Below are 21,908 nucleotides of genomic sequence, written 5' to 3'. Positions count from 1 at the left end.
GCCGACCATCGTCCACCGGCCCGAGAGTGTGAGCATGACGATCGCCGTGCCCGACTCGCTCGGTCTCGCGGGTGAGGACGTGCGCTGCGTCCTCACCCTCGCGAGGACCTCGGCGCCCGGCGTGCGGTTCGAGGTGCGCCCCGAGCAGATCGAGCTGCACACCGACGCTCCGCACGACAGGGAGACGCGGATCGCGTGCGGTGTCGTGCTGCTCAACGCCAGGCTGGCGTTGCAGGGTCACGGCATCCGTCCACTGGTGACGCTGCTGCCCGGACAGAGAGCGGCCGACGCCGCCGCGGCCATCCGGCTCGGCGGGTACCAGGAGCCGGGCCCGGACGTGCTGGCGCTGCTGCACGCGTTGCGCACGAACCGTCGCACGTGGACGACGTTCCCCGAACTGGCCTCCTGGCGCGGGCTGCTGTCGCGCGCGGCCGAGGTGGAGCGGGCGTGGCTGCACGTGAAGAGCGGGACCGAGCTGGTGCTGTGCACGTTCAACCAGGGGGCCGCGGCGGAAATCCGTGCGGGACAGGCGATGCAGCGCGTCGTCCTGACGGCGGGGACGGTCGGGCTCACCGTCTCCCCCGCACACGACCCGGTGAGTCTGTCCGCGTTGCGCGCGGACCTGCGCCCGTGCCTCGGCAACACGCTGGTGCCGCAGGTGGTCCTGCGGCTGGGCGCGGGGTAGACCGTGCCCGCGCCGCGCGGGGGTCATCCGACTCGCGGCGCGGGGCACGGCTTTCCCGCTAGGTCGTGATGAACTTCGTCGGGTCCGCCACCGGTGACTCGACCACGAGGTCCTTGTACTCGTCCTCGATGCCCTTGTTGTGGATCTGGATCGCGAGCGGTGCCTCGCGGCCGGCGGGTTCCTTCTTGTCCTCGAACTTCAGGACCTCCTGCGCCTTGCACTTCGCCGCACCGTCGGGCAGCGGGCAGCACGCCATGCGGGCGATTCCCGTGTCACCGTTGGCGAGGATCTCGCACTGCGCCCACTTCTTCACGTCCCAGCTGGGGTGCGGGTACTTCGTGAAGAGCTTGCCGCCACCGTTGTTGTGGCCCGGCCGGTAGTCCCACGCGCCACCGTTGGGCGGCTGGAACTGGATGGCGCCGAGACCGTTCAGCGGAGGTGTCGCGATCTTGCCCCAGATCAGCACGGTCGGCTTGTGGTTGCCGGAGACCTGGCGCAGCTTGAAGATCCAGCGGAAGCTCTTGTACTGCTGCTTGTCGTAGTAGATCCAGCCGCGCGAAGCGTCTTTCTGGCTGTGGATCGCGCCGCCCTTCACGACGAACGCGCCCTTGGCGTGCATGGTCCAGCCGTCGAGCGTCTTGCCGTCGAAGATGGGCACCAGCACGGGATCCGCTGCCCTCGCGGGAGACGCTCCCGCGACGAGCGCCAGCACGAAGGCAGCGACTATCCACAATGGACGACGAAACATGGTTTACCGTCCTCGGCTCCGAGGTTTTTCGCCAGCGACGGTTCACCCACGGTAGGGCCGAGTCGTCGGAGCAGTCAACGGGAACGCGTGTTTCTGAAAACGGACAACCCCTACCGGGCCAGCACCGCCCTCCAGAGCAGCCGCGCGAGTTCCGGGTGGCAGATGTCGTTGTGCGCGCCCGCGATCCCCTCGATCCGGCGGATCACCGACGTGCAGTCGACGTTGTGCACCTGTCCCCTGGTCAGTTCGCCGGGAGATCCGATGTTGTGGCCGTGCGCGTACGTGCCCTGCACGCCGTGCGAGCCGATGCCGCCGTACTTCGGGTACTCGTCGAGGTCGATCTGACGGCCCGACCGCGCGGCCAGCGGGTAGAACCGGCCGATCGCGTGGTCGTGCGCCGAGGTGGTGACGATGATCGGGCCGGGCACGCGTGCGAGCACGCTGCGGAAGTAGCCGGAGCCGGGTTCGCCGGGCAGCCGTTCCGCGAACGACCACAACGACATCGCGCCCTGCACCAGGGTCAGCGTCGCGGCCGGCACGACGTTCGCCATCGCGGTCGCGGTGATGCAGCCGAAGCTGTGGCCCATCAGGTGGATGCGCGCGTTCGGGGCGGCCTGCGCGACCTCGCGGGCGAGCCGCGCCGCGCCGCTCTCGCCGAACACCTTGGCGCGCCTCTTCATCTTCCAGAACGTCAGGATCCGCAACGGCGAGAGGATCCCGCCCAGCGCCGGGTCCTCCAGGCACGCCCGGTAGAGCTGCTCGGCGTCGAACGTCATCCCGTCCTCGCCCGGCAGGTCCGGCACCGAGCTCTCCAGATAGTCGTAGGCCTGCTTGACCGCGGCCGACATCCGGCACGGGTGTTCCCGCGCGGCCTGGACGATCGTGCGCACCGCGGCGGTGCGGCCGGCACCTCCCCCGAGACGCTGGGCCTGCGCCTTGATGAACTCGTCGGACCGCACGTCCTCGTCGCCCCAGGCCTTCGACGGCCAGTGCAGGCCGATCAGCAACGCCTTGAAGCCACCCGGAAGCCGGTGCGCCGCTTCACGTTCGGCGCGGCAGTCGGCCATCGTCCTGACCCACTGCCCGTACTGGAGGCGGGCGGCGGGCACGTCGCCGTTCCACCCGTGGATGAAGAAGAACACGTCGGTGACGCCGCGGCGGGCGTCGTACAGGACGTCCGCGCTCTCGCGCCCCCGCTCGTTGCCGGTCTCGTCGAAGCAGACGAGGTGATAGTTGATGTCGTGGCCTGGCACGGATTCTCTGGACATCGCGGATCACCACCACACGCAATACCTACTGTTCTCCGGTTATCGGAACGCAGAAGGCTCACGTGTAGGCCCTGCGATCAGGAAAACCCGTTCGGACCAGGGGATTCACCCCGATTGCGCCGGTAGTGTCGCGCCGCGCGAACCCTGTTGCCGCACGACGGCGAGCACCACTCGCGGCGCGGGTGGTCCTTCACGAAGTACAGGACACAGCCCGGCGCGTGGCAGGCGCGCAGCAGAACCCGGCTCTCACCGGTGAACAGCTCCACCGCCTCTGCGGCGATCGAGGCGCGTTCGGAGTCCGCGAGCGAACCCTCGCTTTCCTTGTGCCGCACCAGTTCCCCGTCGCGCACGGCCAGCTGCGGCCACTGCGGCGCACTCCGCGCCGCACGGTTGACCTCAGCCACCGCCCGCTCCAGATCACGGCCCTGCGCGATCTCCCGCGTGTCCTCGGTGAGCACGCCGGCGAGGTCCCGCAACGCCTGGCGCAGCTCGCGGAACGCCCTGAGGTCGCCCTCGTCGGCCGGTACGCCGAGGAAGTCGCGGAGTCCGCCGACCGTGGTCAGGTCGTCGTGCAGCTGTGACCGGTTGGCCCAGATGGTGTTCATCAGCAGGACCGGACGTGGTTCGTCGGGCGTCAGCACACCTAACGGTAACACAGGCTTGCATCCGTTAGGTTCTCGTTCTAACGTTTACAGCGTCGCCCAACCGTTGGAAAGGACCGCCTTGAACCTCGTTCCCCCGTTCGACGCCGACACCGCCCGGCTCAAGGTGCGGGCCGCCCAGGACGCCTGGAACACCCGCGACCCGCAGCGCGTGGCCGGCTCCTACACGCCGGACTCGGTGTGGCGCAACAGGTCCGAGTTCATCCGCGGCACGGACGAGATCGTCGCGTTCCTGACGAAGAAGTGGGAGCGCGAGCACGAGTACGTGCTGCGCAAGTCGTTGTGGGCCTACGGGGACAACCGCATCGCAGTGCGCTTCCAGTACGAGTGGCACGACGACGAGGGCCAGTGGTGGCGCAGCTACGGCAACGAGAACTGGGAGTTCGCCCCGTCCGGCCTGATGTCACGGCGTGAAGCGAGCATCAACGACGTGCAGATCCTCGAGTCCGAGCGGCGGATCGACCCGGACTCCACCGACGACATCCCGACGGAGTAGTGCGATGCACGTCGAATCGTTGTGGCGCTACCCGGTGAAGTCGCTGGGCGGCGAGCCACTGGAAACCGCCACGTTCACCGACGACGGTGTGGAAGGCGACCGGCTCGTGCACGTCCAGGGGCCGCGCGGGGTGCTGACCGGACGCACCCGGTACGGCCTGCTGACGATCCCGGCGTCGACCGGCCCGGACGGCCCGCTCGTGGGCGGACACCCCTGGGACAGCTGGGAAGCACACGCGCTGGTGCTCCCGCACGGCGGCAGGCTGACCCGCTACACCGGACCGGAGCGCTTCGACGTGCTCAACGTCCTGGTGGCCACGGACGGCCAGGTCGAGGCGGCCGGCGTGGACGTACGGCGGTTGCGCCCCAACATCCTCATCGGCGGCGTCGAGCCCGGCGAGGAGGACGGCTGGCCCGGCCACGCGCTGGTGATCGGTGACGTGGTGATCGGCATGTTCCAGAAGCGCGCCCGGTGCGTCGTCACGACCATCGACCCCGACACCGGGACGCAGGACCTCGACGTGCACCGGCGCATCCGGCACGAGTTCGGCGGCGTGCTGTGCCTGGACAGCTGGGTGATCCGGCCGGGCCTGGTGAACGTCGGCGACCCCGTGGAGGTGGTGCCGACCGACGAGCTCCCCGACCGGATCGGCGGGTGGATCGTCGGCCGGCCCTACGCGGTCTAGATGTTGCGGCGGTACTGGCCGCCGACCTCGAAGAACGCCTCGGTGATCTGGCCGAGCGTGCACACGCGGGCGGCGTCCATCAGCACGGCGAACACGTTCTCGTTCGTCTGCGCCACCTCGCGCAGGCGGGCGAGCGCCTTCTGGGCCTCGTCGCGGTGCGCCGCCTGGTACGCCCGCGTGCGGTCGACCTGCGACTGCTTCTCCTCCTCCGTGGCGCGGGCGAGCTCGATCTTCACGACCTCCCGCTCACCGCCCTCCGGCAGGAAGGTGTTGACGCCGATCAACGGCAGCGAGCCGTCGTGCTTGCGCTGTTCGTAGAGCATCGACTCGTCCTGGATGCGGCCGCGCTGGTAGCCGGTCTCCATCGCGCCGAGCACGCCGCCGCGTTCGGAGATGCGGTCGAACTCCATCAGCACCGCCTCCTCGACGAGGTCGGTCAGCTCGTCGATGACGAACGAGCCCTGCAACGGGTTCTCGTTCGCGGACAGGCCCCACTCCTTGTTGATGATCATCTGGATGGCCATCGCGCGGCGGACGGACGACTCCGTCGGAGTGGTGATCGCCTCGTCGTAAGCGTTGGTGTGCAACGAGTTGCAGTTGTCGTACAACGCGCACAACGCCTGCAGGGTCGTGCGGATGTCGTTGAAGTCCATCTCCTGCGCGTGCAGCGAACGGCCCGAGGTCTGCACGTGGTACTTGAACTTCTGCGAACGCTCCTGAGCGCCGTAGCGGTCGCGCATGGCCACGGCCCAGATCCGGCGGGCGACCCTGCCGATCACGCTGTACTCGGCGTCCATGCCGTTGGAGAAGAAGAACGACAGGTTCGGCGCGAAGTCGTCGATGTTCATGCCGCGCGCCAGGTACGACTCGACGTAGGTGAACCCGTTGGCCAAGGTGAACGCAAGCTGCGAGATGGGGTTCGCCCCGGCCTCGGCGATGTGGTAGCCCGAGATCGACACCGAGTAGAAGTTGCGCACCTGCTGCTGGATGAACCACTCCTGGATGTCCGCCATCATCCGCAGCGAGAACTCCGTGGAGAAGATGCAGGTGTTCTGGCCCTGGTCCTCCTTGAGGATGTCGGCCTGGACGGTGCCGCGGACGTTGGCGAGCGCGAACCGGCGCAGCTGCTCGTACTCCTCGGCGTCGGGCTCGCGGTCGTGCTCGGCCTTGAACTTCTCGACCTGCTGGTCGATCACCGTGTTGAGGAAGTAGGCGAGGATCGTCGGCGCAGGGCCGTTGATCGTCATCGACACGGACGTGGTCGGCGCGACGAGGTCGAAGCCGTCGTAGAGCACCTTCATGTCGTCCAGCGACGCGATCGAGACACCGGACGTGCCGATCTTGCCGTAGACGTCCGGCGGGGTGTCGGGGTCGCGGCCGTAGAGCGTCACCGAGTCGAAGGCGGTCGACAGGCGCGTGGCCGGGTTACCCTGCGACAGGTACTTGAAGCGGCGGTTGGTGCGGAACGCGTCGCCCTCGCCCGCGAACATGCGCGCCGGGTCCTCGCCCTCGCGCTTGAACGGGAAGACGCCTGCCGTGTACGGGAAGAAGCCCGGCAGGTTCTCCTTGCGCAGGAACCGCAGCAGCGAGCCCTCGTCGTCGTAGCGGGGCAGGCTGACGCGGCGGACCTGGTTGCCGGACAACGTCTCCCGCGTCAGCTTGGTGTGGATCTCCTTGTCCCGCACCTTGAACACGAGCTCGTCACCCGAGTACTGCTCGCGCGTCTCCGGCCACCCCGCGAGCAGCTCCTGGACGTCGCGGTCGACCTTGCGCTCGGCGTCGGACGCCAGCTCCGCGATGTCTTCAACGCCCTTGCCCGCGGCTTCGAGGGCCTTCTGCGCGGCGGTGAGCTGGGTGTGCGTGCGGACCGCCTCGACCTGCTCCTCGGTCTTGCGGTGGTAGCCGCGCACGGTGTCGGCGATGTCGGACAGGTAACGCGCGCGCGAGGCCGGCACGATCGTGGACGCGCTGGTCGACGTCTTGCCGTTGACCGTCGCGAGAGAGCCTTCCTCAACGGCCAGACCGTGTTCCAGAAGGCCGTCGCGCAGGAACTGGTACAGCGCTGTCACACCGTCGTCGTTGAACGTCGCGGCGGACGTGCCGAAGACCGGCATGTCCTCCCACTTGGCCCCGAACGCCTCACGGTTGCGCACCATCTGACGTGCCACGTCCCGGCGCGCGTCCTCGGCACCGCGGCGCTCGAACTTGTTGATCGCCACGGCATCCGCGTAGTCGAGCATGTCGATCTTCTCGAGCTGCGACGCGGCACCGAACTCAGGCGTCATCACGTACAGCGAGAAGTCCACGAACGGCACGATGGCGGCGTCGCCCTGACCGATACCGGGTGTCTCGACGATGACCAGGTCCGCACCAGAAGCCTTGCACGCCACGATGGCCTGCTCCAGGCCGTCCGGGATCTCACTACCCGCACGGCGCGTGGCGAGCGAACGGAAGAACACGCGGTTTCCGTCGAGGCAGTTCATGCGAATGCGGTCACCAAGCAGCGCGCCACCACCACGGCGACGCGTCGGGTCGACCGCGAGCACGGCGATGCGCAGCTTGTCCTGCTGGTCGAGCCGGAAGCGGCGCACCAGCTCGTCGGTGAGCGAGGACTTGCCGGAGCCACCGGTACCGGTGATGCCGAGAACCGGCACCTTGCGGGTGGTCTCCAGCTGCTCCGCCGTGCCCGCCTCGATGTGCGTGATCGCGCGCGCCAGAGCCTCGTCCGCCCCCGTCAGCAACGCGTCGTGGCTGAACGGCCCGGTCAGCGCGTGGTCGCACTCCTCGATCATCAGGTTGATCATGCGAGCCAGGCCGAGCGTCTGCCCGTCCTGCGGCGAGAAGATCCGCGCCACCCCGCGCGAGTGCAGCAGCTCGATCTCCTCGGGCACGATGACGCCGCCACCGCCGCCGTAGACGCGGATGTGCCCGGCACCGCGCTCGTTCAGCAGCTCCACCAGGTACGAGAAGTACTCGACGTGCCCGCCCTGGTACGCGCTGATGGCGATGCCCTGCGCGTCCTCCTGGATCGCGGCGTTGACGACCTCCGCCACCGACCGGTTGTGGCCGAGGTGGATGACCTCCGCACCCTGCGACTGCAGGATCCGCCGCATGATGTTGATCGCCGCGTCGTGGCCGTCGAACAGGCTGGACGCGGTCACGAAGCGGACCGGGTTGGCCGGCCGGTGCAGTGAGGTCGCCATGAGAATAGTTTGACTTCCTACTATTGGACGTGCAACCGAGGGTGGTCCAGGTCTCTGGATCGAGCCCGAACCACGAGCTTGGGCCGCACGGGTGGAGTGGCGGTGGACAGCGGGCCGACCCCCAAACGGTCCGCTGTCCACCTGGCTCCGGTCAGACGCAGGGCATCGGCGACGTGACGCTGAGAGGCGGACTCCAGCCGGCGCTGTCGTACTGGATCCAGAGCTTCCTGGTGACGGTGATGCCGCAGGACTCGCGGTAGGTGGGGTCAGTGAAGATCGTCTTCTGCTGCCCCGCCTCCAGCCGGACGGACTCCCGGCCGTCCCGCCACTCGGTGGGGTTGCCGGCGACCTGGTGGACCATCCACCACTCGACGGTGCGCGCGCTGGTCGCCGTGTTGATCAGTCCGAGGTAGCCGCGGTGGTAGCAGTGCGTGGGGTCGCAGTTCCACCGCTGGCACACCTGATAACGGATCTTGCCCCAGCTGCCCGTGCCGGAGCAGTCCGGTGACGCGGCCACCGTCACGTCCCCGGCGGGCGCCGCCACCGCCGCACCAGGACCCACCAGGCCGAACAACGCCGTCAGGACCAGCCCCACCAGCAACGCGAGCGTCCGTTTCATCATCGGTTCCCCTCTCACCGGACGAACTTGCCGGGCCATGTCTACGGAGTTCCGCGTTGTCCGATAACCCGGAGCACGGCCGGAAAACCCGCCCGTGAACAACCCGGGCCGCGAACAACGCCTGGTCAGCGCCGCGGGCACGGCGGTGCGTAGGGAATCTCCGGCAGGTAGGTGGCCCATTCGTGCTCGGTGAGCGGATCGCCGGTGGCAGCGCAGGCCTCGGCGACGACGGCGTCCGAGTCCGTTCGCCACGTGCGGAGCCGGCGGTCACCGCCACCGGTCACGAGCAGGTCGCCGGTCGGACGGAACACCGCGGTGTCGACCGGGGAGCCCGTGGCGGTCAGGACGGCGGTCCGGACGGGGTGGGCGGGATCGGCGACGTTCCACAGCCAGGTCAAGCCGTCGATCGCTCCCGCCGCGAGCAGATCGCCACGCGGGTGGAACGACAGCTGGAAGATCCGGCCGGTTGGACCGGCGAGCGGCTGCCCGATCCGGCGAGGCGTGGCGGGGTCGCTGACGTCCCAGAGGATCACGACGCTGTCGACGCCGGCGACGGCCAGCACGGTGCCCGCGGGGTTGAAGGTGGCGCTGTAGGCGTAGCTCTTCAGGCCTTCCAGCGGCCTCAGCAGCCGTGGCGCGCCGGTCACGTCGTACAGGTAGACGTGGCTGTCCCCGCTCGCGGCGGCGAGGATCTTGCCGGACGGGTGCCAGTCGAGGTCCAGCACCACGTTCGCCGGAGCGTCCAGCACCGCCGTGAGCCGCGGCTCCCGCAGGTCGGCGAGGTTGAAGAGGCGGACCGACGTGTCACGTCCCGCGGCGGCGAGCATCGTGCCGTCCGGGCTGAACGCCACCGCCATCACCTCGTCCCCCGAGCCGCCGAGCCGTGATCTCAGCCGCGGGTGAGCCGGGTCGGAGACGTCGATCAGGTGGACCTCGCCGCCGGTCGTGCCCGCGGCGAGCAGGGTGCCGTCGTGCGACAGGTCACCGGCGCCGCTGAACGCGGCCCCTGTCGCCGTGAGCCCGGTGACCAGCGGTGTGATGGCACCGGAGGTGTCCCACAGGCCGACGCTGCCCTCGGTGAAGACGGCGAGCCTGGTGCCGTCGCCGCTGAACGGCGTGTCGGCGATCGGCGCGTCCGCACGACCGAGCACGGCCTTGGCCAGCGGCCAGACCCGCAGGGCGCCGTCGGTCGCCACCGACGCGACGGACCGGCCGTCGTCGGTGAACGTGGCCCAGCTGACGACGTCGGGGTGCGGCAGGGTCTGCAACGTCGTCCAGGTCGCGGCGTCGAGCACGCGGACCGTGGAGTCCGCGCTGCCCGCGATCAGGTAGCGGCCGTCCGGGCTGAACGCGGTCGTCGTGACCTTGAGGTCGAACAGCGGTGTCGGCGGCTTGAGCGGTCTCGGTGAGGCCGGCGTGGAGATGTCCCACGACAGCAGCGAACGGTCGTGCGTGCCCGCGACGAGCGTGCGGCCGTCCGGGGAGAACGACACGGCGGGGACCGCCCGTCCGCCCGCGTCGAGCACCGCGAGCTCGGTCCCGTCGGAGCGCAGGACGTGGACGTGGCCGGACTCGGTGCCGAACGCCAGCAGGCCGCCGCTGCCGTAGGTGACCGTTTTGGTCTTCGCGTCGGTGAGCAGAGGTGACAACGAGCGCGGGTTCGCCGGATCGCTCAGGTTCCAGCGCAGAATCCTGTCGCCCGCGGCAGCGGCGAGCTGCGTGCCGCCGGAGTCGAAGTCGAGGCGTTCGACGGCACCACCACCAGGAGCGTTGATCGGTGCGGCGAGAGGCTCGGGCGCACGGGAGTCGGAGACGTCCCACAGCGTGATGGTCGCGTCCATGTCACCGATCGCGAGCGTGCGACCGTCCGGCGTCAGCGCCACCGCGTAGACCACGACGCCCGTCACCTGCCGCGGCCTGATCACGGCTGCCCTGGCCAGCCTGCCGTCGGCCTTGGTGAACAGCCGCACCGTGCCGTCGGTCGCGTTGCTCACCGCGATCAGGGCACCGTCGGCGGACGCGTCGAACGCGGTCGGACCGGCACCGCCGAGATACCTCGCGGGCAACACCGCCGACGACGACTCGAGCAGCGCCGATCTGGCCTCGGTCGTCCGCGCGATCCCGTACCCGGCGATCGCCAGCTGCGCCGCGAGCCCCGGATCGGTGTCGCGCAGCTTCCCCGCGTTCAGCGCGGTCTGCCGCGACAGGGCGTTGTTGCGGGCGTGCAGCGCGTCGGTCCTGGCGTTGCCGGCGACCACCGCGAGCACGCCCGCGACGACCGCGCACGCCACGGCAACGGCGGTCACCGCACGCAGCCGCAGTGACCTCCGCCTGACCGCGGCCTCCGCACGCCTGACCTGCGCGGTGCTCTCCTCGACGAACGCACGCTCCTCCTGACTCAGCCGGACGGGGGCCGACCCGGAAGCGGCGTAGGCGCGCCACTGCTCCAGCCGGGCCCCCGTCGCGAGCGTCGCGGGGTCGTGACCGGTGCCGGCCCAGGTCCTGGTCGCCTCGACGAGCGTCCGGTGCACGCGCAGCGCGTCGCGGTGGTCGTCGATCCACCCGCGCAGCCTCGGCCAGGCGGAGAGCACGGCGTCGTGCGCGATCTCGACGGTGTTCAGGTCGACCGTGACCAACCGGGCCGAAGCGAGCCGGTCGATCACCACGTCCGCGCCGGGCGCGACGCCGAGCAGTTCGGCGACGTCCACCCGCCGCCGGACCGCCGCACCGGTGTCCTCGTCAACGGCGAGCAACCGGAACAGCAACTCTGCGGCCAGCGCGTGCTGAGCGGGCTCGAGTTCGCCGAACGCGGCCTCCGCGGTGCGGGCCACCGCCGCGTTGATGCCGCCGGCCGCGGTGAAACCGGCGGCGGTCAGCACGTCGCCACGGCGCCTGCGCCACGTTTCCAGGAGGGCGTGCGACAGCAGCGGCAGCACGCCCGCCTGTCCCTCCGCCTCGTTCACCACCATGACCAGCAACGCCCGTTCCACCGACAGGCCCACCGACAACGCGGGTTTGCTCACCGCGGCGCACAGCTCCTCGCGTTCCATCGGCCCGACGAGCACCTGGTTCTCCCTGAGCGCCTCGATCAGGCGGGGGTGCTCGGCGCACCGGCCGTAGAAGTCGGCCCGCACACCCAGCACCAGGCGGATCCGCCCGCCCGGCCGGTCAGCCAGCGCCAGCACGTCGTCGAGGAACGCGGCTCGCTCGTCCTGGCCGCACAACGTGTAGACCTCCTCGAACTGGTCCACGACGATCAGCAGCTCCGCGTCGTCCGGCACCGCACCCAGCTCGGGCACGCCCAGGCACCGCAGCAGGGTCGCCCGCGGCGTGGTGCCGGGAGACAGGACGACCTGCCGCACCCTCGTCGTGACCAGTGCGGGCAGCACGCCCGCGGCGAGGAGCGAACTCTTCCCCGCACCCGACGGCCCGAGCACGACCGTCACGGGATGAGCGGATATCCGTTCGACGATGTCGGCCACGATCCGTTCGCGTCCGAAGAACAGATCGGCGTCCTCGGACCGGAAACTGGTCAGCCCCCGATAGGGCGCACGAATTTCCGCACAACCCGAACTGCGCATCTCGGTCGCCGCCAGCGAGGCGGCGTGCCATTTCGCCGCCCATTCCTCACCATCGCCGCCGCACGCCACGGCATAGGCCAGAGCGACGTCCAAGGTGGGCAGCCGCCGCCCTCCCGCGGCCTCCGACACGGTCGACACGGCATAACCACTGCGTTCCGCGAGCTGGCGATAGGTGATCCCGCCGGCGCGACGGCGCAGCTCGCGCAGTTCGGCGGCGAAGTGCTGCACCGCGTCCTGGGCAGCGTCCAACGGTCGTTCCGGTCGAGGCATTTCAACCCCCCGCTGAGCACCTCCGACACATTTCCCCTCGCCCGCGACCCTATCGACTTCGAGTGCACCCGGCCATGATTGCGACAACAATTAAGGCTGTCTTGAAGAATTGCCATGCACAATGGAATTGCACGGTTTCCGGTGATCCGTCAGGCGGCAACGTCTGATCGGGCGCGACGACCTGCTGGAGCACGGCTGGGAGGTCCACGACCTCGGCCGGGCCAGTCAGCGGGTGGCGCCCCACTCGTGCGCCAGCGCGGCCGCCTCGCCGCGTGAGCCGACCCCGAGCTTCTCCAGGATCTTCGCCACGTGGAACTTCACCGTCGACTCGCTGATGTGCAGGTCCGCGGCGATCTCGCGGTTGCGCCTGCCGCGCGCGAGCCGGCCCAGCACCTCCAGTTCCCGTGCACCCAGAACGGTCAGCGGGTCCTCGCGCGGGTTCTCCGGCGCGCCGAGAGGGATCTCCACCGTCACGGTCGTGCCCCACCCCGGCACCGCGTCCACCTCCGCTCGCCCGCCGAGCGGCGCCAGGCGTTCGGCGACCCGGCGGCGGTCGAGGCTGCCGCAGGACAGGGTGCCGGGGCCGTCGTCGCGCACGGTTGCGCGCAGCACGGTCGCGGCCACCTTCCAGCCGATGTGGACGCGGTGGACGTCGCGCTGGTCGTCGATCATCGCGTGCACGGCGGACCGGACGACCGCGCTCGCCGTGGAGGCGACCTCGGTCGGCAGGGCGCGATCCGCGCCCTCCTCTGCTCCTGGCGTGCCCAGGTCCAGCCGCACACCGCGGCCGCGCAGCGCCCGCCGCAGCGACTCGGCGAGGCGGTCGAAGGCGTCGCCCGTCCGCTCCTCGGTCAGCGCGCGCTCCAGTTCTGCCCGTGAGCGCAGGTCGACCAGCGCGGTGACGGCGAGGTCCACGGCACGCGAGCGGGCCGTCGCGTCGTCCACGGTGCGATCGCGCAACACGCCGAGCAACGAGGTCAGCGCGGTCCCGTAGGCGTCGCCGAGGTCGGAGATGGTCGTGGCGCGTGCCGCCGCGGCCGCTCTGGACACGGCGAGCGTCGCCGGCACGGCCTCGTTGCGCAGGCCCTCCATGTGCGCGGTCACCAGGTCCCACAGCGCCTGAGCGGGCGCGAGCGCCTCCTCCGGCACCGGGGTGTCGTCGGTCCTGAGGAACACCAGCAGCGCGCTCGGCTCGGTGACCTCGCTCGCCAGGACCACGACCGGCACCTCCGCGCCCGCCATGACCGCGCGTCCCTGCCAGGTTCCCCTCCCCGGCACCAGCGGTCGCAACGAGTCCAGGTCCGCGGTGGTCGGCCCCGGCAACTCGCCCCGGAACTTGAACGGCGCGAACGAGCAGTTGGACAGCTCGGCGACCGCGCGGTGGGGAACGGCCTCCGCGAGCGCTTCCGACAGCCGGGGCAACATCTCGCCCAGCGGCGCCTGAATCACGTCAACGGCCGTCAGCAGGTCCATGTCCCTGAGCGTAGTCCGCTCGGACGGGGTACCGACTGGTCTTTCGGCCAGTGAGAACTAGCCGAAGTGCTGGCTCAACCCACGTGATCCGGTCGCCAGGATTGACACGTCAACCAACGACGAACACCGGAGTGAGACATGAAGGCGATCACCTACACCGAGTTCGGCGGCCCGGAGGTCCTGCGCCTCGACGAGGTCGGGGAGCCGCAGGCCGGGCCCGGACAGGTGCGGCTGAAGGTCGTGGCCGCGGCGGTCAACCCGCTGGACCACAAGATCCGCAACGGGTGGATGCCGCAGTTGGCGCCGCCCTTCCCGGTGACCCCGGGACTGGAGGCGGCAGGCGTCGTCGACCAGGTCGGCGAGGGCGTCACCGGGGTCTCGGTGGGCGACGAGGTGCTGACCTGGACGGTCACCGGCGCGTACGCCGAATACGCCCTGGCCACTGACTTCGCACCCAAGCCCGCCGGCCTCGACTGGGACGCCGCCGCGGCGCTGCCCGTGGCGGTCGAGACCTCGGTCCGCGTGCTCGACACCCTCAAGGTCGGCGAGGGTGACATGCTCCTGCTGCTCGGCGCCTCCGGTGTCGTGGGAGCGGCCGCGGTCCAGCTCGCGGTCGCCCGCGGCGCCACCGTCGTCGGCACCGCGTCCCCCGCCAACCACGACTACGTGCGCTCGCTGGGCGCGATCCCGGTCGCCTACGGTGACGGGCTCGCCGACCGGGTCCGCGCCGCCGCACCGCAGGGCGTCGACGCCGTGTTCGACGCAGCCGGGCAGGGCGACCTGCCGGTGTCGATCGAGCTGCGTGGCGGCACCGACCGCATCGTCACCATCGCCGATCCCCAGGCGGCCGAGCTCGGTGTCACGTTCTCCGGCGGCGGTGGGCCGTTCGGCGACAGGCTCGCGGAGTACGCCCGGCTCGTGGCCGACGGCGAGCTCCGCGTCCGGGTCGCGCAGAGCCTCCCGCTGGCCGAGGCGGCCCAGGCCCAGGAGCTGAGCGCGACCGGTCACGCCCAGGGCAAGATCGTGCTCCGCCCGTAGTCCTGGGGCAATAATTTGACCCATGACTCAACGTGTCGCGGTGACCGGAGGCAGCGGCAAGCTCGGGCGCGCCGTCGTGGCCGACCTGCTGGTGCACGGCTGGGAGGTCCACAACCTCGACCAGGCCGCTCCTCCCACGCCTCAGGGATGCGACTTCACGCGCGTCGACCTCACCGACTACGGCCAGGTCGTCGAGGCGATCAGCGGTATCGACGACCGGTACGCCGGGCTCGACGCCGTGGTGCACCTGGCGGCGATTCCCGGGCCGGGTGTCGCGCCCAACGCGAAGACGTTCCACAACAACGTGACGAGCACCTACAACGTGTTCGCTGCCGCACGGCTCGCCAAGGTTCGCAACGTCGTGTGGGCGTCCAGCGAGACGGTGCTCGGTCTGCCGTTCGACACTCCCCCGCCGTACATCCCCGTAGACGAGGAGTACGCGGGGCGACCGGAGACGTCGTACTCGCTGGGCAAGCTCGTCGACGAGACGCTCGCCCAGCAGTTCTGCCGGTGGGAGCCGGAGATGAAGATCATCGGCTTGCGGTTCTCGAACGTGATGGAGCCACACGACTACGAACGCTTCCCGTTCGACGCGGATCCCCTCGCGCGCAAGTGGAACCTCTGGTCGTACATCGACGCACGGGACGGTGCGCAGGCCGTGCGCAAGGCGCTCGCGCACGACGCGACGGGCTTTGACGTGTTCATCATCGCCAACGCCGACACGTGCATGACGACGCCGAACGACGAGCTCGTCGCGAAGGTCTACCCCGGCGTGCCGCTCAAGAGGGAATTCGGTCCTCACGAGACTCTGCTGTCGATTGAGAAGGCACGGCGGGTGCTGGGGTTCGAGCCCGCGCACTCCTGGCGGTCGTGACCTCCCTGGCGAGCCCGAACAGCTCGTCCGCCGCCCGCGCCCTCGGTTTCACCTGTCGCAGGTGGTGGAGGGCGCGGGCGAGCAACAGTTCGGCCTGCTGCTCGCACCACTGGCGGCCGCCCGCCTGCTCGACGCGGTGCGCCAGCTCGCGCGGTTCCGCGTCGGTGGCGTAGACGTCGGTGCCGAAGCTGATCGCCGCGACCACGGGCAGCGTGCGGCGGCGGTGCAGGAGGTCGTCGTACAGCGGCCTTCCGGTGATCGCCGCGCCGCCCCAGATCGCCAGGACGTCGTCCACGTGCTTGCGGGCGAGGCCGACGTCGTCGCCGAACTCCCTGAGGTGGTCGGCCTGGCTCCTGGTGGCGCCCGCGGCCAGTGCGCCGAACTCGCACGCGCAGGCCGTCAGCGCGGAGTGCTTCGCCGCCGCCCCGCCCAGGTGCTCGGCGACGTCGACGTCGTCCCGTTCCTCCATCTCGACTTCCTGGACATAACCGTCCACAACGGACAAGAGCGCGGCGTTGAGGATCATCACCTCGGGCTTGGTGAGCCGCGCGAAAGCCAGTGACAGCAACGCGTCGGCCGCGGAGACCGCCCTGTCGTCGCCGAACTCCACCCACGCGCTCGGCTGGTGGCCGCGGCTGACAGCGCGCGTCATCAGGTCCGCGTGCAGCTGTTCGTGCCAGACGGCGAGCTCCAGCGCGGCCGCGACCCCGATCGCCGTGGAGACGTCACCGACGGTCTCGGCTGCCAGCAGCGCGAACGCGGCGGTCGAGTAGTCGGGCCGGTGGTGGTCGACGACCTCGCGGGTTTCGTCCGGCAGCCCGGCGAGCGCGGCCTTCAGGGGCACCTCGATCAGGGCGCGACTCCACGCCAGCACGTCCCGCGGCGGCGCGACCACCTCGATGCTCGTCACAGAAGAACGCTAAACCGCAGGTCAGGCACACAGGAGCCGATGCCACTGTCGTGTTGAAGAGGGGCACGATCCGGCGAGCAGGACTACGTTGATGTTGAACGGGTTGTCGTCACCGTCACCCGGCCGTGAACATCGTTGTACTGAGGGGCTTACCGTGCGCTACACCAAGCTCGCCGGCATGGACGTGTCCGAGATCTGTCTCGGCATGATGAGCTACGGAGATCCGCAGAAGGGCAACCACGCCTGGTCCTTGCCGGAGGAGGACTCCAGGCCGTTCATCAAGGCCGCGCTCGACGCCGGCATCAACTTCTTCGACACCGCCAACGTGTACTCGGCGGGTTCCTCGGAGGAGATCACCGGACGGGCGTTGAAGGACTTCGCGCGGCGCGAGGAGATCGTGCTCGCCACCAAGGTCCACGGCCGGATGCACCAGGGCCCCAACGGCGCGGGGCTGTCGCGGAAGGCGATCTTCGCCGAGATCGACGAGTCGTTGCGCCGGCTCGGCACGGACTACGTGGACCTGTACCAGATCCACCGCTTCGACAGCACCGTCCCGCTGGAGGAGACGCTCGAAGCGCTGCACGACGTGGTGAAGTCCGGCAAGGCGCGCTACATCGGCGCCTCGTCCATGTACGCGTGGCAGTTCGCCAAGGCGTTGTTCACGCAGCGCCAGAACGGCTGGACGCGGTTCGTGTCCATGCAGAACCACTACAACCTCCTGTACCGCGAGGAGGAGCGCGAGATGCTGCCGCTGTGCGCGGACCAGGGCATCGCCGTGATCCCGTGGAGCCCGATGGCCCGCGGCCGGCTGACGCGGGACTGGGACGCCACGACCGCCCGCACCGAGACCGACGAGTTCGGGTCGTCGCTGTACGTCGAGTCCGACCGCGCGATCGTCGAGCAGGTGGCCGCGGTGGCTTCCGCCCGGGGCGTGTCACGGGCCCAGGTGGCGCTCGCGTGGCTGCTGCGCAACCCCGTCGTCACGGCGCCGATCATCGGCGTGACCAAGCCCGCGCAGCTCGACGACGCCGTGGCGGCGCTGGAGTTCGAGCTGACCGACGACGAGGTGGAACTCCTGGAGTCGGCGTACCAGCCGCACCGCATCGCCGGGCACGTCTAACGTCGCATGCCACACCACTCGGCCTGCCGGCGCGCGAGGACCGCGCACAGGACCGCCAGGGGCAGTTCGGCGGCCACGGCCATGACGACGGCCGTGGCCAGCTCCTGGCCCGTGGCGGCGGTGGCGAGGTCGAGGCAGGCGTCGGTGACGAGCAGCACCGCCGCGGCGGCCGCGGGGGCGCGGTGATCGGCGTCGCCGCGCAGCAGCCGGGTCCCGGCGGTGAGGAGCGCGGCCGCTTCCAGAGCGTCGAGGGTGACCCAGGCGACGGCTCTGGCGGGCGGCAGGGTCGCGGCGAGGTAGCCGAGCCAGGGCAGCAGGACGAGACCCGCACCGGTGAGCACGCAACCGGCGCGGGACGTGTTCTTGTTGGTGGCAAAGGAGATGAGGGCCACGACGGAGGTCTCTTCCGTTCTCACGAACCCGGCGGTCGGGCTCGTGATCAACCCTGCGATCCGGGCGGCCGCGAGTCAGTAGCACTGCTGTCCGTCTTGGGGGTGGCACCAGGTACACCGTCTACGGTCGTGGCATGAAGATCGTGCCCCGGCTGCGGCGAACGCTCACCCGCCTGACCCGCGACACGTCTTTCCTCGCGCTCGGAGTGCCCCTGCACCTCCTCATGGGGTTCTTGCTGTTCAACGTCTTCGGTCTGGTGTGGGAGATCATCGGCGGAGGAGACAGCACCGCGCCCGTGATCCTGGGGTTCGCCGTGGCGCTGGCGGCGTTGTGCGTGCCGGCGCTGACCTGGGCCCAGCGCTGGCGTTTCCGGCAGCTGCTGGGGATCGCCGTCACGGATCCGGGATGGCGGCGGCCGTGGCGCCAGATCAGGTACCACTGCCTGGCCGGGGTGCTGTTCGGTGGCCTCGAAGCGCTGGTCGTCGGGCTGCTCCTGGCCGGAGCGGCCGCGGCACCGACCTCGGTGTGGATCTACGCGCTGCCCCGGCCGTGGCGGATCGACTCCACGCAGGCGGCGTACCTCTCGGTGGCGGGGCTGGTCGTGCTGACAGGTGTCCCGGCCCTGGCCGCCGCGGTCGTGCGCCTGGAGAGCCAGGTGGTGCCCGCCCTGCTCGGCCGCAGCAGGGAGGACGACCTCGCGCAACGGGTCGAGGACCTCACCGAGAGCCGGGCGGGCGCGGTGGACGCGGCGGACGCGGAACGGCGGCGCATCGAACGGGACCTGCACGACGGCGCCCAGCAACGGCTGGTGTCGCTGGCGCTGAACCTGGGGATCGCCAAAGCCACGCTGGACCTGCCTCCGGAAGCACGCGAGGTGATCGACTCCGCGCACCGGCAGGCGAAGGAGGCGATCGAGGAGCTCAGCGACCTCGTCCGCGGACTGCACCCGTCCGTCCTGGACGAGCTCGGGCTGGACGCGGCCCTGTCCGGACTCGCGGCCCGCGCCCCGCTGCCCGTGCGGCTGAGGGTGGACCTGCCGGAGCGAGTCGCGCCGACCGTGGAGGCGGTCGCCTACTTCGTGGTGTCCGAGGCGCTGACGAACGTCGCCAAGCACGCGAGGGAAGCGACCGGGGCGGACGTCACGGTCGCGCTGCTCGGCGAGATGCTGCGGGTGGTCGTCGAGGACGACGGCCTGGGCGGGGCCGACCCCACCGGCGGAAGCGGCCTGAGGGGGCTCACCCGGCGCGTGCGGTCGGTTGACGGATCATTGCGGCTGAGCAGTCCCGTGGGGGGACCGACGACGATGAGTGTGGAGCTGCCGTGCGTGCCGTGATCGCCGAGGACTCCGTGCTGCTGCGGGTGGGGCTGGTCAAGGTCGTGGAGATGGCGGGCTTCGAGGTGGCCGCCGAGGTCGGCGACGCGGAGGGGCTGCTCGCGGCGGTCGAGGAGCACGAACCCGACCTCGCGGTGGTGGACGTCCGGATGCCGCCCGGCTTCACCGACGAGGGGGTGCGTGCCGCGCTGTCGATCCGCCGCAGCCGTCCGTCGACCGCCCTGCTGCTGCTCTCCCAGTACGTCGAGGAGCGCTACGCGGCCGATCTGCTGGCCGCCAACACCAGCGGCGTCGGTTACCTGCTCAAGCAGCGGGTCGCGGACGTCGAGGAGTTCGCCGAGGCGCTGCGGCGGGTGGCGAACGGCGGCACCGCACTCGATCCGCAGGTCGTCGCCCAGCTGCTGGTGCGACGGCCGAGCGACCCGCTGGACCGGCTGACCGCACGCGAACGGGAGGTGCTCGCGCTCATGGCGGAGGGCCGTTCCAACGCGGGGATCGCCGCTCAGCTCGTGGTCAGCGAGAGCGCGGTCGCCAAGCACATCAACAACATCCTCGCCAAGCTCGACCTGCCCCAGGCCGACGCCGACCACCGCCGGGTGCTGGCCGTGCTGCGTTTCCTGGGCCTCTAGGGAAGAACGCCGGACCGGCGCAGCAACCCTCGCGCGTGCTCGATGGCCTCGGGTGTGGTGGCGAACTGCGGCACGCCATTGGTCTCCAGCTGCCGCCGGTGTTCGTCCCGCACGCCCGACAGCAGCACGGTCACGCCCCGGTGCTCCAGCTTCTCGACGGCGTCGCGCAGCACGAGCGCGCCGGTCCCGTCGATCGTGGTCACGTGGGACATGCGCAGGATCACCACGGACACCGCCGCGATCTCGGTCAGTTCGAGCAGGAACCGGTGCGCCGCAGCGAAGAACAGCGGTCCATCGAGCCGGTAGGCGACGATGTGCTCGGCGAGCAGCGCGCGTTCCTCCAGCGAGTGGTCGCCGGTCTCCAGCGGCACCTCGTCGATCCGCACGGACCTGGCCACGGCCCGCAGCGCGAGGGCTCCGGCGACGACCAGGCCGACGATCACCGCGGTCACGAGGTCGAGCGCCAGTGTCGCGGCGGCGGTCAGCACGAGCACGAGCGCGTCGGCGCGGTTCGCCCGCACGAGCACCCGCACGGACCCGACCTCGACCATCCGGATCGCCGTGGCCAGCAGCACGCCGGCCAGCACCGCCAGCGGAATGCGGCCGACCAACGGTGCCGCCAGGAGCATGATCAGGGCGAGCGTCGCCGCGTGCACGAGTGACGCCAGGCGCGATCCGGCGCCGGAACGGACGTTGACGGCGGTCCTCGCGATCGCCGCGGTCGCGGGCACTCCGCCGAACATCGGCGTGATGACGTTCGCGATCCCCTGGCCGAACAGCTCGCGGTCCGGGTCGTGCCGCTGGTTCACGCTCATGCCGTCCGCGACCGTCGCCGACAGCAGGCTTTCCAGTGCGGCCAACGCGGCCACGGCCACCGCGGACGGCAGCAACGTCCCCATCGCATCCAGGTCCACGAAGGACAAGGTGGGAGCCGGCAGGGTCGCGGGCAGCGCGCCGATCCTCGCCACCGGCAACGACCAGAGCTCGGCCACGACGGTCCCGGCCGCCACGGCGAGCAGCGAGAACGGGATCGCGGGCCGCCACCGCGCACCGGCGAGCATGACGACCACCACCCCGCACGACAGCGCGACGGCGGGCCAGGAGAGTCCGGAACCGAAGGCACGCACGGCGTTCGCCACGACGTTGTGCCCGTCCGGTGCGGGCACGCCCAGCGCGGCGGGCACCTGCTGCAACGCGATCACCGCGGCGATCCCGATCGTGAACCCCTCGATCACCGGCGCGGGCACGTACCTCATGTACCGCCCGGCTTTCAGCAGCGCCAGCCCGATGAGCAGAACACCCGCCATCAGCCCGACGGTGAGCACACCACCCGGCCCGAACTGAGCCACGATCGGCACCAGCACCACCGTCATGGCACCCGTGGGACCGGACACCTGCAGGCTCGAGCCGCCGAACACCGCCGCCAGCGCACCGGCCACGATCGCGGTGGCGAGACCCGCCGCGGCCCCCAGTCCGGACGCGACCCCGAACCCGAGGGCCAGCGGTAACGCGACAACCGCGACGGTGAGCCCGGCGGTGAGGTCTTTGGGGCGTGCGACGGTCCAGTCCTCTGTCGTCGGCAGGAAGCTCACGCGGGCTCCTCGAGCAGCTGGGCGAGCAGTTCGTTCTGCCCGGCCAGCAGCTCGGTCAGAATGCGTCTGGCGGCTCCGAGCAGTTCGGCGACGTCACCACCCGCGAGCGCGTACACCACCGTCGACCCCTCACGCGTGGCTGTGACGATCCCTGACCTGCGCAGCACCGCGAGCTGGGCGGAGAGGCTGGAGGCCTCGACGTCGATCTCGGCGAGCAGGTCGCGCACCGCCTTCGGCCCGTCCTGGAGCAACTCCAGGACCCTGATGCGCACCGGGTGCCCGAGCATGCGGAAGAACTCGGCTTTCGCCTGGTAGAGCGGAACGGGCAC

General features: G+C 70.5%; 19 protein-coding genes. 8 read left to right on the top strand and 11 right to left on the bottom strand.

The genetic code is table 11. From position 1 onward, the window contains the following. The first annotated feature begins 34 nt into the window (after positions 1–34). A complete protein-coding gene (locus AOM45_RS42380; RefSeq protein WP_030468750.1) occupies positions 35–685 on the top strand; it encodes a hypothetical protein in 651 nt (216 codons plus the stop codon). A 58-nt stretch (positions 686–743) separates the two neighbouring features. Here AOM45_RS42380 and AOM45_RS42375 read toward each other — a convergent pair whose 3' ends face one another. From AOM45_RS42375 to AOM45_RS42365, 3 genes are all read right to left on the bottom strand, one after another. Further along, positions 744–1,418, bottom strand: a complete 675-nt coding sequence (locus AOM45_RS42375) for a 3-keto-alpha-glucoside-1,2-lyase-like domain-containing protein (protein ID WP_236704033.1) — start codon at positions 1,416–1,418, stop codon at positions 744–746. A gap of 125 nt (positions 1,419–1,543) precedes the next feature. Beyond that, positions 1,544–2,701: a hypothetical protein gene (locus tag AOM45_RS42370; protein WP_030468748.1), complete on the bottom strand. Its 1,158-nt coding sequence runs from the start codon at positions 2,699–2,701 to the stop codon at positions 1,544–1,546. 77 nt (positions 2,702–2,778) lie between these two features. Further along, complete coding sequence (locus AOM45_RS42365; protein ID WP_081902244.1) at positions 2,779–3,306, bottom strand: CGNR zinc finger domain-containing protein; 528 nt, start codon at positions 3,304–3,306, stop codon at positions 2,779–2,781. A gap of 118 nt (positions 3,307–3,424) precedes the next feature. Between AOM45_RS42365 and AOM45_RS42360 the strand changes: the two genes are divergently transcribed. Together AOM45_RS42360 and AOM45_RS42355 are read left to right on the top strand one after the other, a co-directional pair. Continuing rightward, the gene (locus tag AOM45_RS42360; RefSeq protein ID WP_035910833.1) at positions 3,425–3,859 is read left to right on the top strand and encodes a nuclear transport factor 2 family protein; all 435 of its coding nucleotides are present in this window, start codon (positions 3,425–3,427) and stop codon (positions 3,857–3,859) included. A gap of 4 nt (positions 3,860–3,863) precedes the next feature. Further along, positions 3,864–4,544: an MOSC domain-containing protein gene (locus tag AOM45_RS42355; protein ID WP_030468745.1), complete on the top strand. Its 681-nt coding sequence runs from the start codon at positions 3,864–3,866 to the stop codon at positions 4,542–4,544. On the opposite strand, the gene icmF is transcribed toward AOM45_RS42355, so the two are convergent. The 4 genes from icmF to AOM45_RS53680 all read right to left on the bottom strand — a co-directional run bounded on the left by icmF (position 4,541) and on the right by AOM45_RS53680 (position 13,690). Then, positions 4,541–7,747 carry a fused isobutyryl-CoA mutase/GTPase IcmF gene (gene icmF, locus AOM45_RS42350; protein ID WP_030468744.1) on the bottom strand — a complete coding sequence of 1,069 codons (3,207 nt, stop codon included), beginning with the start codon at positions 7,745–7,747 and terminating at the stop codon, positions 4,541–4,543. The two genes, AOM45_RS42355 and icmF, sit on opposite strands and share 4 nt — an antisense overlap. A gap of 151 nt (positions 7,748–7,898) precedes the next feature. Continuing rightward, entirely contained in the window at positions 7,899–8,366 is a 468-nt protein-coding gene (locus tag AOM45_RS42345) for a hypothetical protein (protein WP_156093923.1), read from the bottom strand. 125 nt (positions 8,367–8,491) lie between these two features. Then, positions 8,492–12,196 carry an nSTAND1 domain-containing NTPase gene (locus tag AOM45_RS42340; RefSeq protein WP_035910831.1) on the bottom strand — a complete coding sequence of 1,235 codons (3,705 nt, stop codon included), beginning with the start codon at positions 12,194–12,196 and terminating at the stop codon, positions 8,492–8,494. A 246-nt stretch (positions 12,197–12,442) separates the two neighbouring features. After that, a complete protein-coding gene (locus AOM45_RS53680) occupies positions 12,443–13,690 on the bottom strand; it encodes a helix-turn-helix transcriptional regulator (protein ID WP_030468741.1) in 1,248 nt (415 codons plus the stop codon). A gap of 138 nt (positions 13,691–13,828) precedes the next feature. On the opposite strand from AOM45_RS53680, the gene AOM45_RS42330 reads away from it, so the two are divergent. Then, on the top strand, positions 13,829–14,728 hold the full coding sequence (locus AOM45_RS42330; RefSeq protein ID WP_030468740.1) for an NADP-dependent oxidoreductase: 900 nt from the start codon (positions 13,829–13,831) through the stop codon (positions 14,726–14,728). A 22-nt stretch (positions 14,729–14,750) separates the two neighbouring features. After that, a complete protein-coding gene (locus AOM45_RS42325; protein WP_030468739.1) occupies positions 14,751–15,602 on the top strand; it encodes an NAD-dependent epimerase/dehydratase family protein in 852 nt (283 codons plus the stop codon). Here AOM45_RS42325 and AOM45_RS42320 read toward each other — a convergent pair. Beyond that, a complete protein-coding gene (locus AOM45_RS42320; RefSeq protein ID WP_051783790.1) occupies positions 15,508–16,512 on the bottom strand; it encodes a polyprenyl synthetase family protein in 1,005 nt (334 codons plus the stop codon). The genes AOM45_RS42325 and AOM45_RS42320 overlap by 95 nt on opposite strands. A 154-nt stretch (positions 16,513–16,666) precedes the next feature. Between AOM45_RS42320 and AOM45_RS42315 the strand changes: the two genes are divergently transcribed. Beyond that, entirely contained in the window at positions 16,667–17,632 is a 966-nt protein-coding gene (locus tag AOM45_RS42315; RefSeq protein WP_030468737.1) for an aldo/keto reductase, read from the top strand. On the opposite strand, the gene AOM45_RS42310 is transcribed toward AOM45_RS42315, so the two are convergent. Continuing rightward, the gene (locus AOM45_RS42310; protein WP_035910894.1) at positions 17,629–18,048 is read right to left on the bottom strand and encodes a hypothetical protein; all 420 of its coding nucleotides are present in this window, start codon (positions 18,046–18,048) and stop codon (positions 17,629–17,631) included. The genes AOM45_RS42315 and AOM45_RS42310 overlap by 4 nt on opposite strands. 110 nt (positions 18,049–18,158) lie before the next feature. On the opposite strand from AOM45_RS42310, the gene AOM45_RS42305 reads away from it, so the two are divergent. Together AOM45_RS42305 and AOM45_RS42300 are read left to right on the top strand one after the other, a co-directional pair. Continuing rightward, positions 18,159–19,358 carry a sensor histidine kinase gene (locus AOM45_RS42305; protein ID WP_030468735.1) on the top strand — a complete coding sequence of 400 codons (1,200 nt, stop codon included), beginning with the start codon at positions 18,159–18,161 and terminating at the stop codon, positions 19,356–19,358. Further along, positions 19,346–19,987 (top strand): LuxR C-terminal-related transcriptional regulator, encoded by a 642-nt coding sequence (locus tag AOM45_RS42300; RefSeq protein WP_030468734.1) that lies wholly within the window; start codon positions 19,346–19,348, stop codon positions 19,985–19,987. Before AOM45_RS42305 ends, AOM45_RS42300 begins: the two co-directional genes overlap by 13 nt. Here the strand turns inward: AOM45_RS42300 and AOM45_RS42295 are convergent. Both AOM45_RS42295 and AOM45_RS42290 read right to left on the bottom strand, forming a co-directional pair. Further along, positions 19,984–21,579 carry a SulP family inorganic anion transporter gene (locus AOM45_RS42295; protein WP_030468733.1) on the bottom strand — a complete coding sequence of 532 codons (1,596 nt, stop codon included), beginning with the start codon at positions 21,577–21,579 and terminating at the stop codon, positions 19,984–19,986. The genes AOM45_RS42300 and AOM45_RS42295 overlap by 4 nt on opposite strands. After that, entirely contained in the window at positions 21,576–21,908 is a 333-nt protein-coding gene (locus tag AOM45_RS42290; protein ID WP_030468732.1) for an ArsR/SmtB family transcription factor, read from the bottom strand. The genes AOM45_RS42295 and AOM45_RS42290 overlap by 4 nt, the downstream gene beginning before the upstream one ends.

The organism is Lentzea aerocolonigenes (assembly GCF_000974445.1).
GTDB classification, from domain to species: domain Bacteria; phylum Actinomycetota; class Actinomycetes; order Mycobacteriales; family Pseudonocardiaceae; genus Lentzea; species Lentzea aerocolonigenes.
Note: the sequence above shows the minus strand (reverse complement) of the source record. Positions and strands in the feature narration are given on the sequence as shown.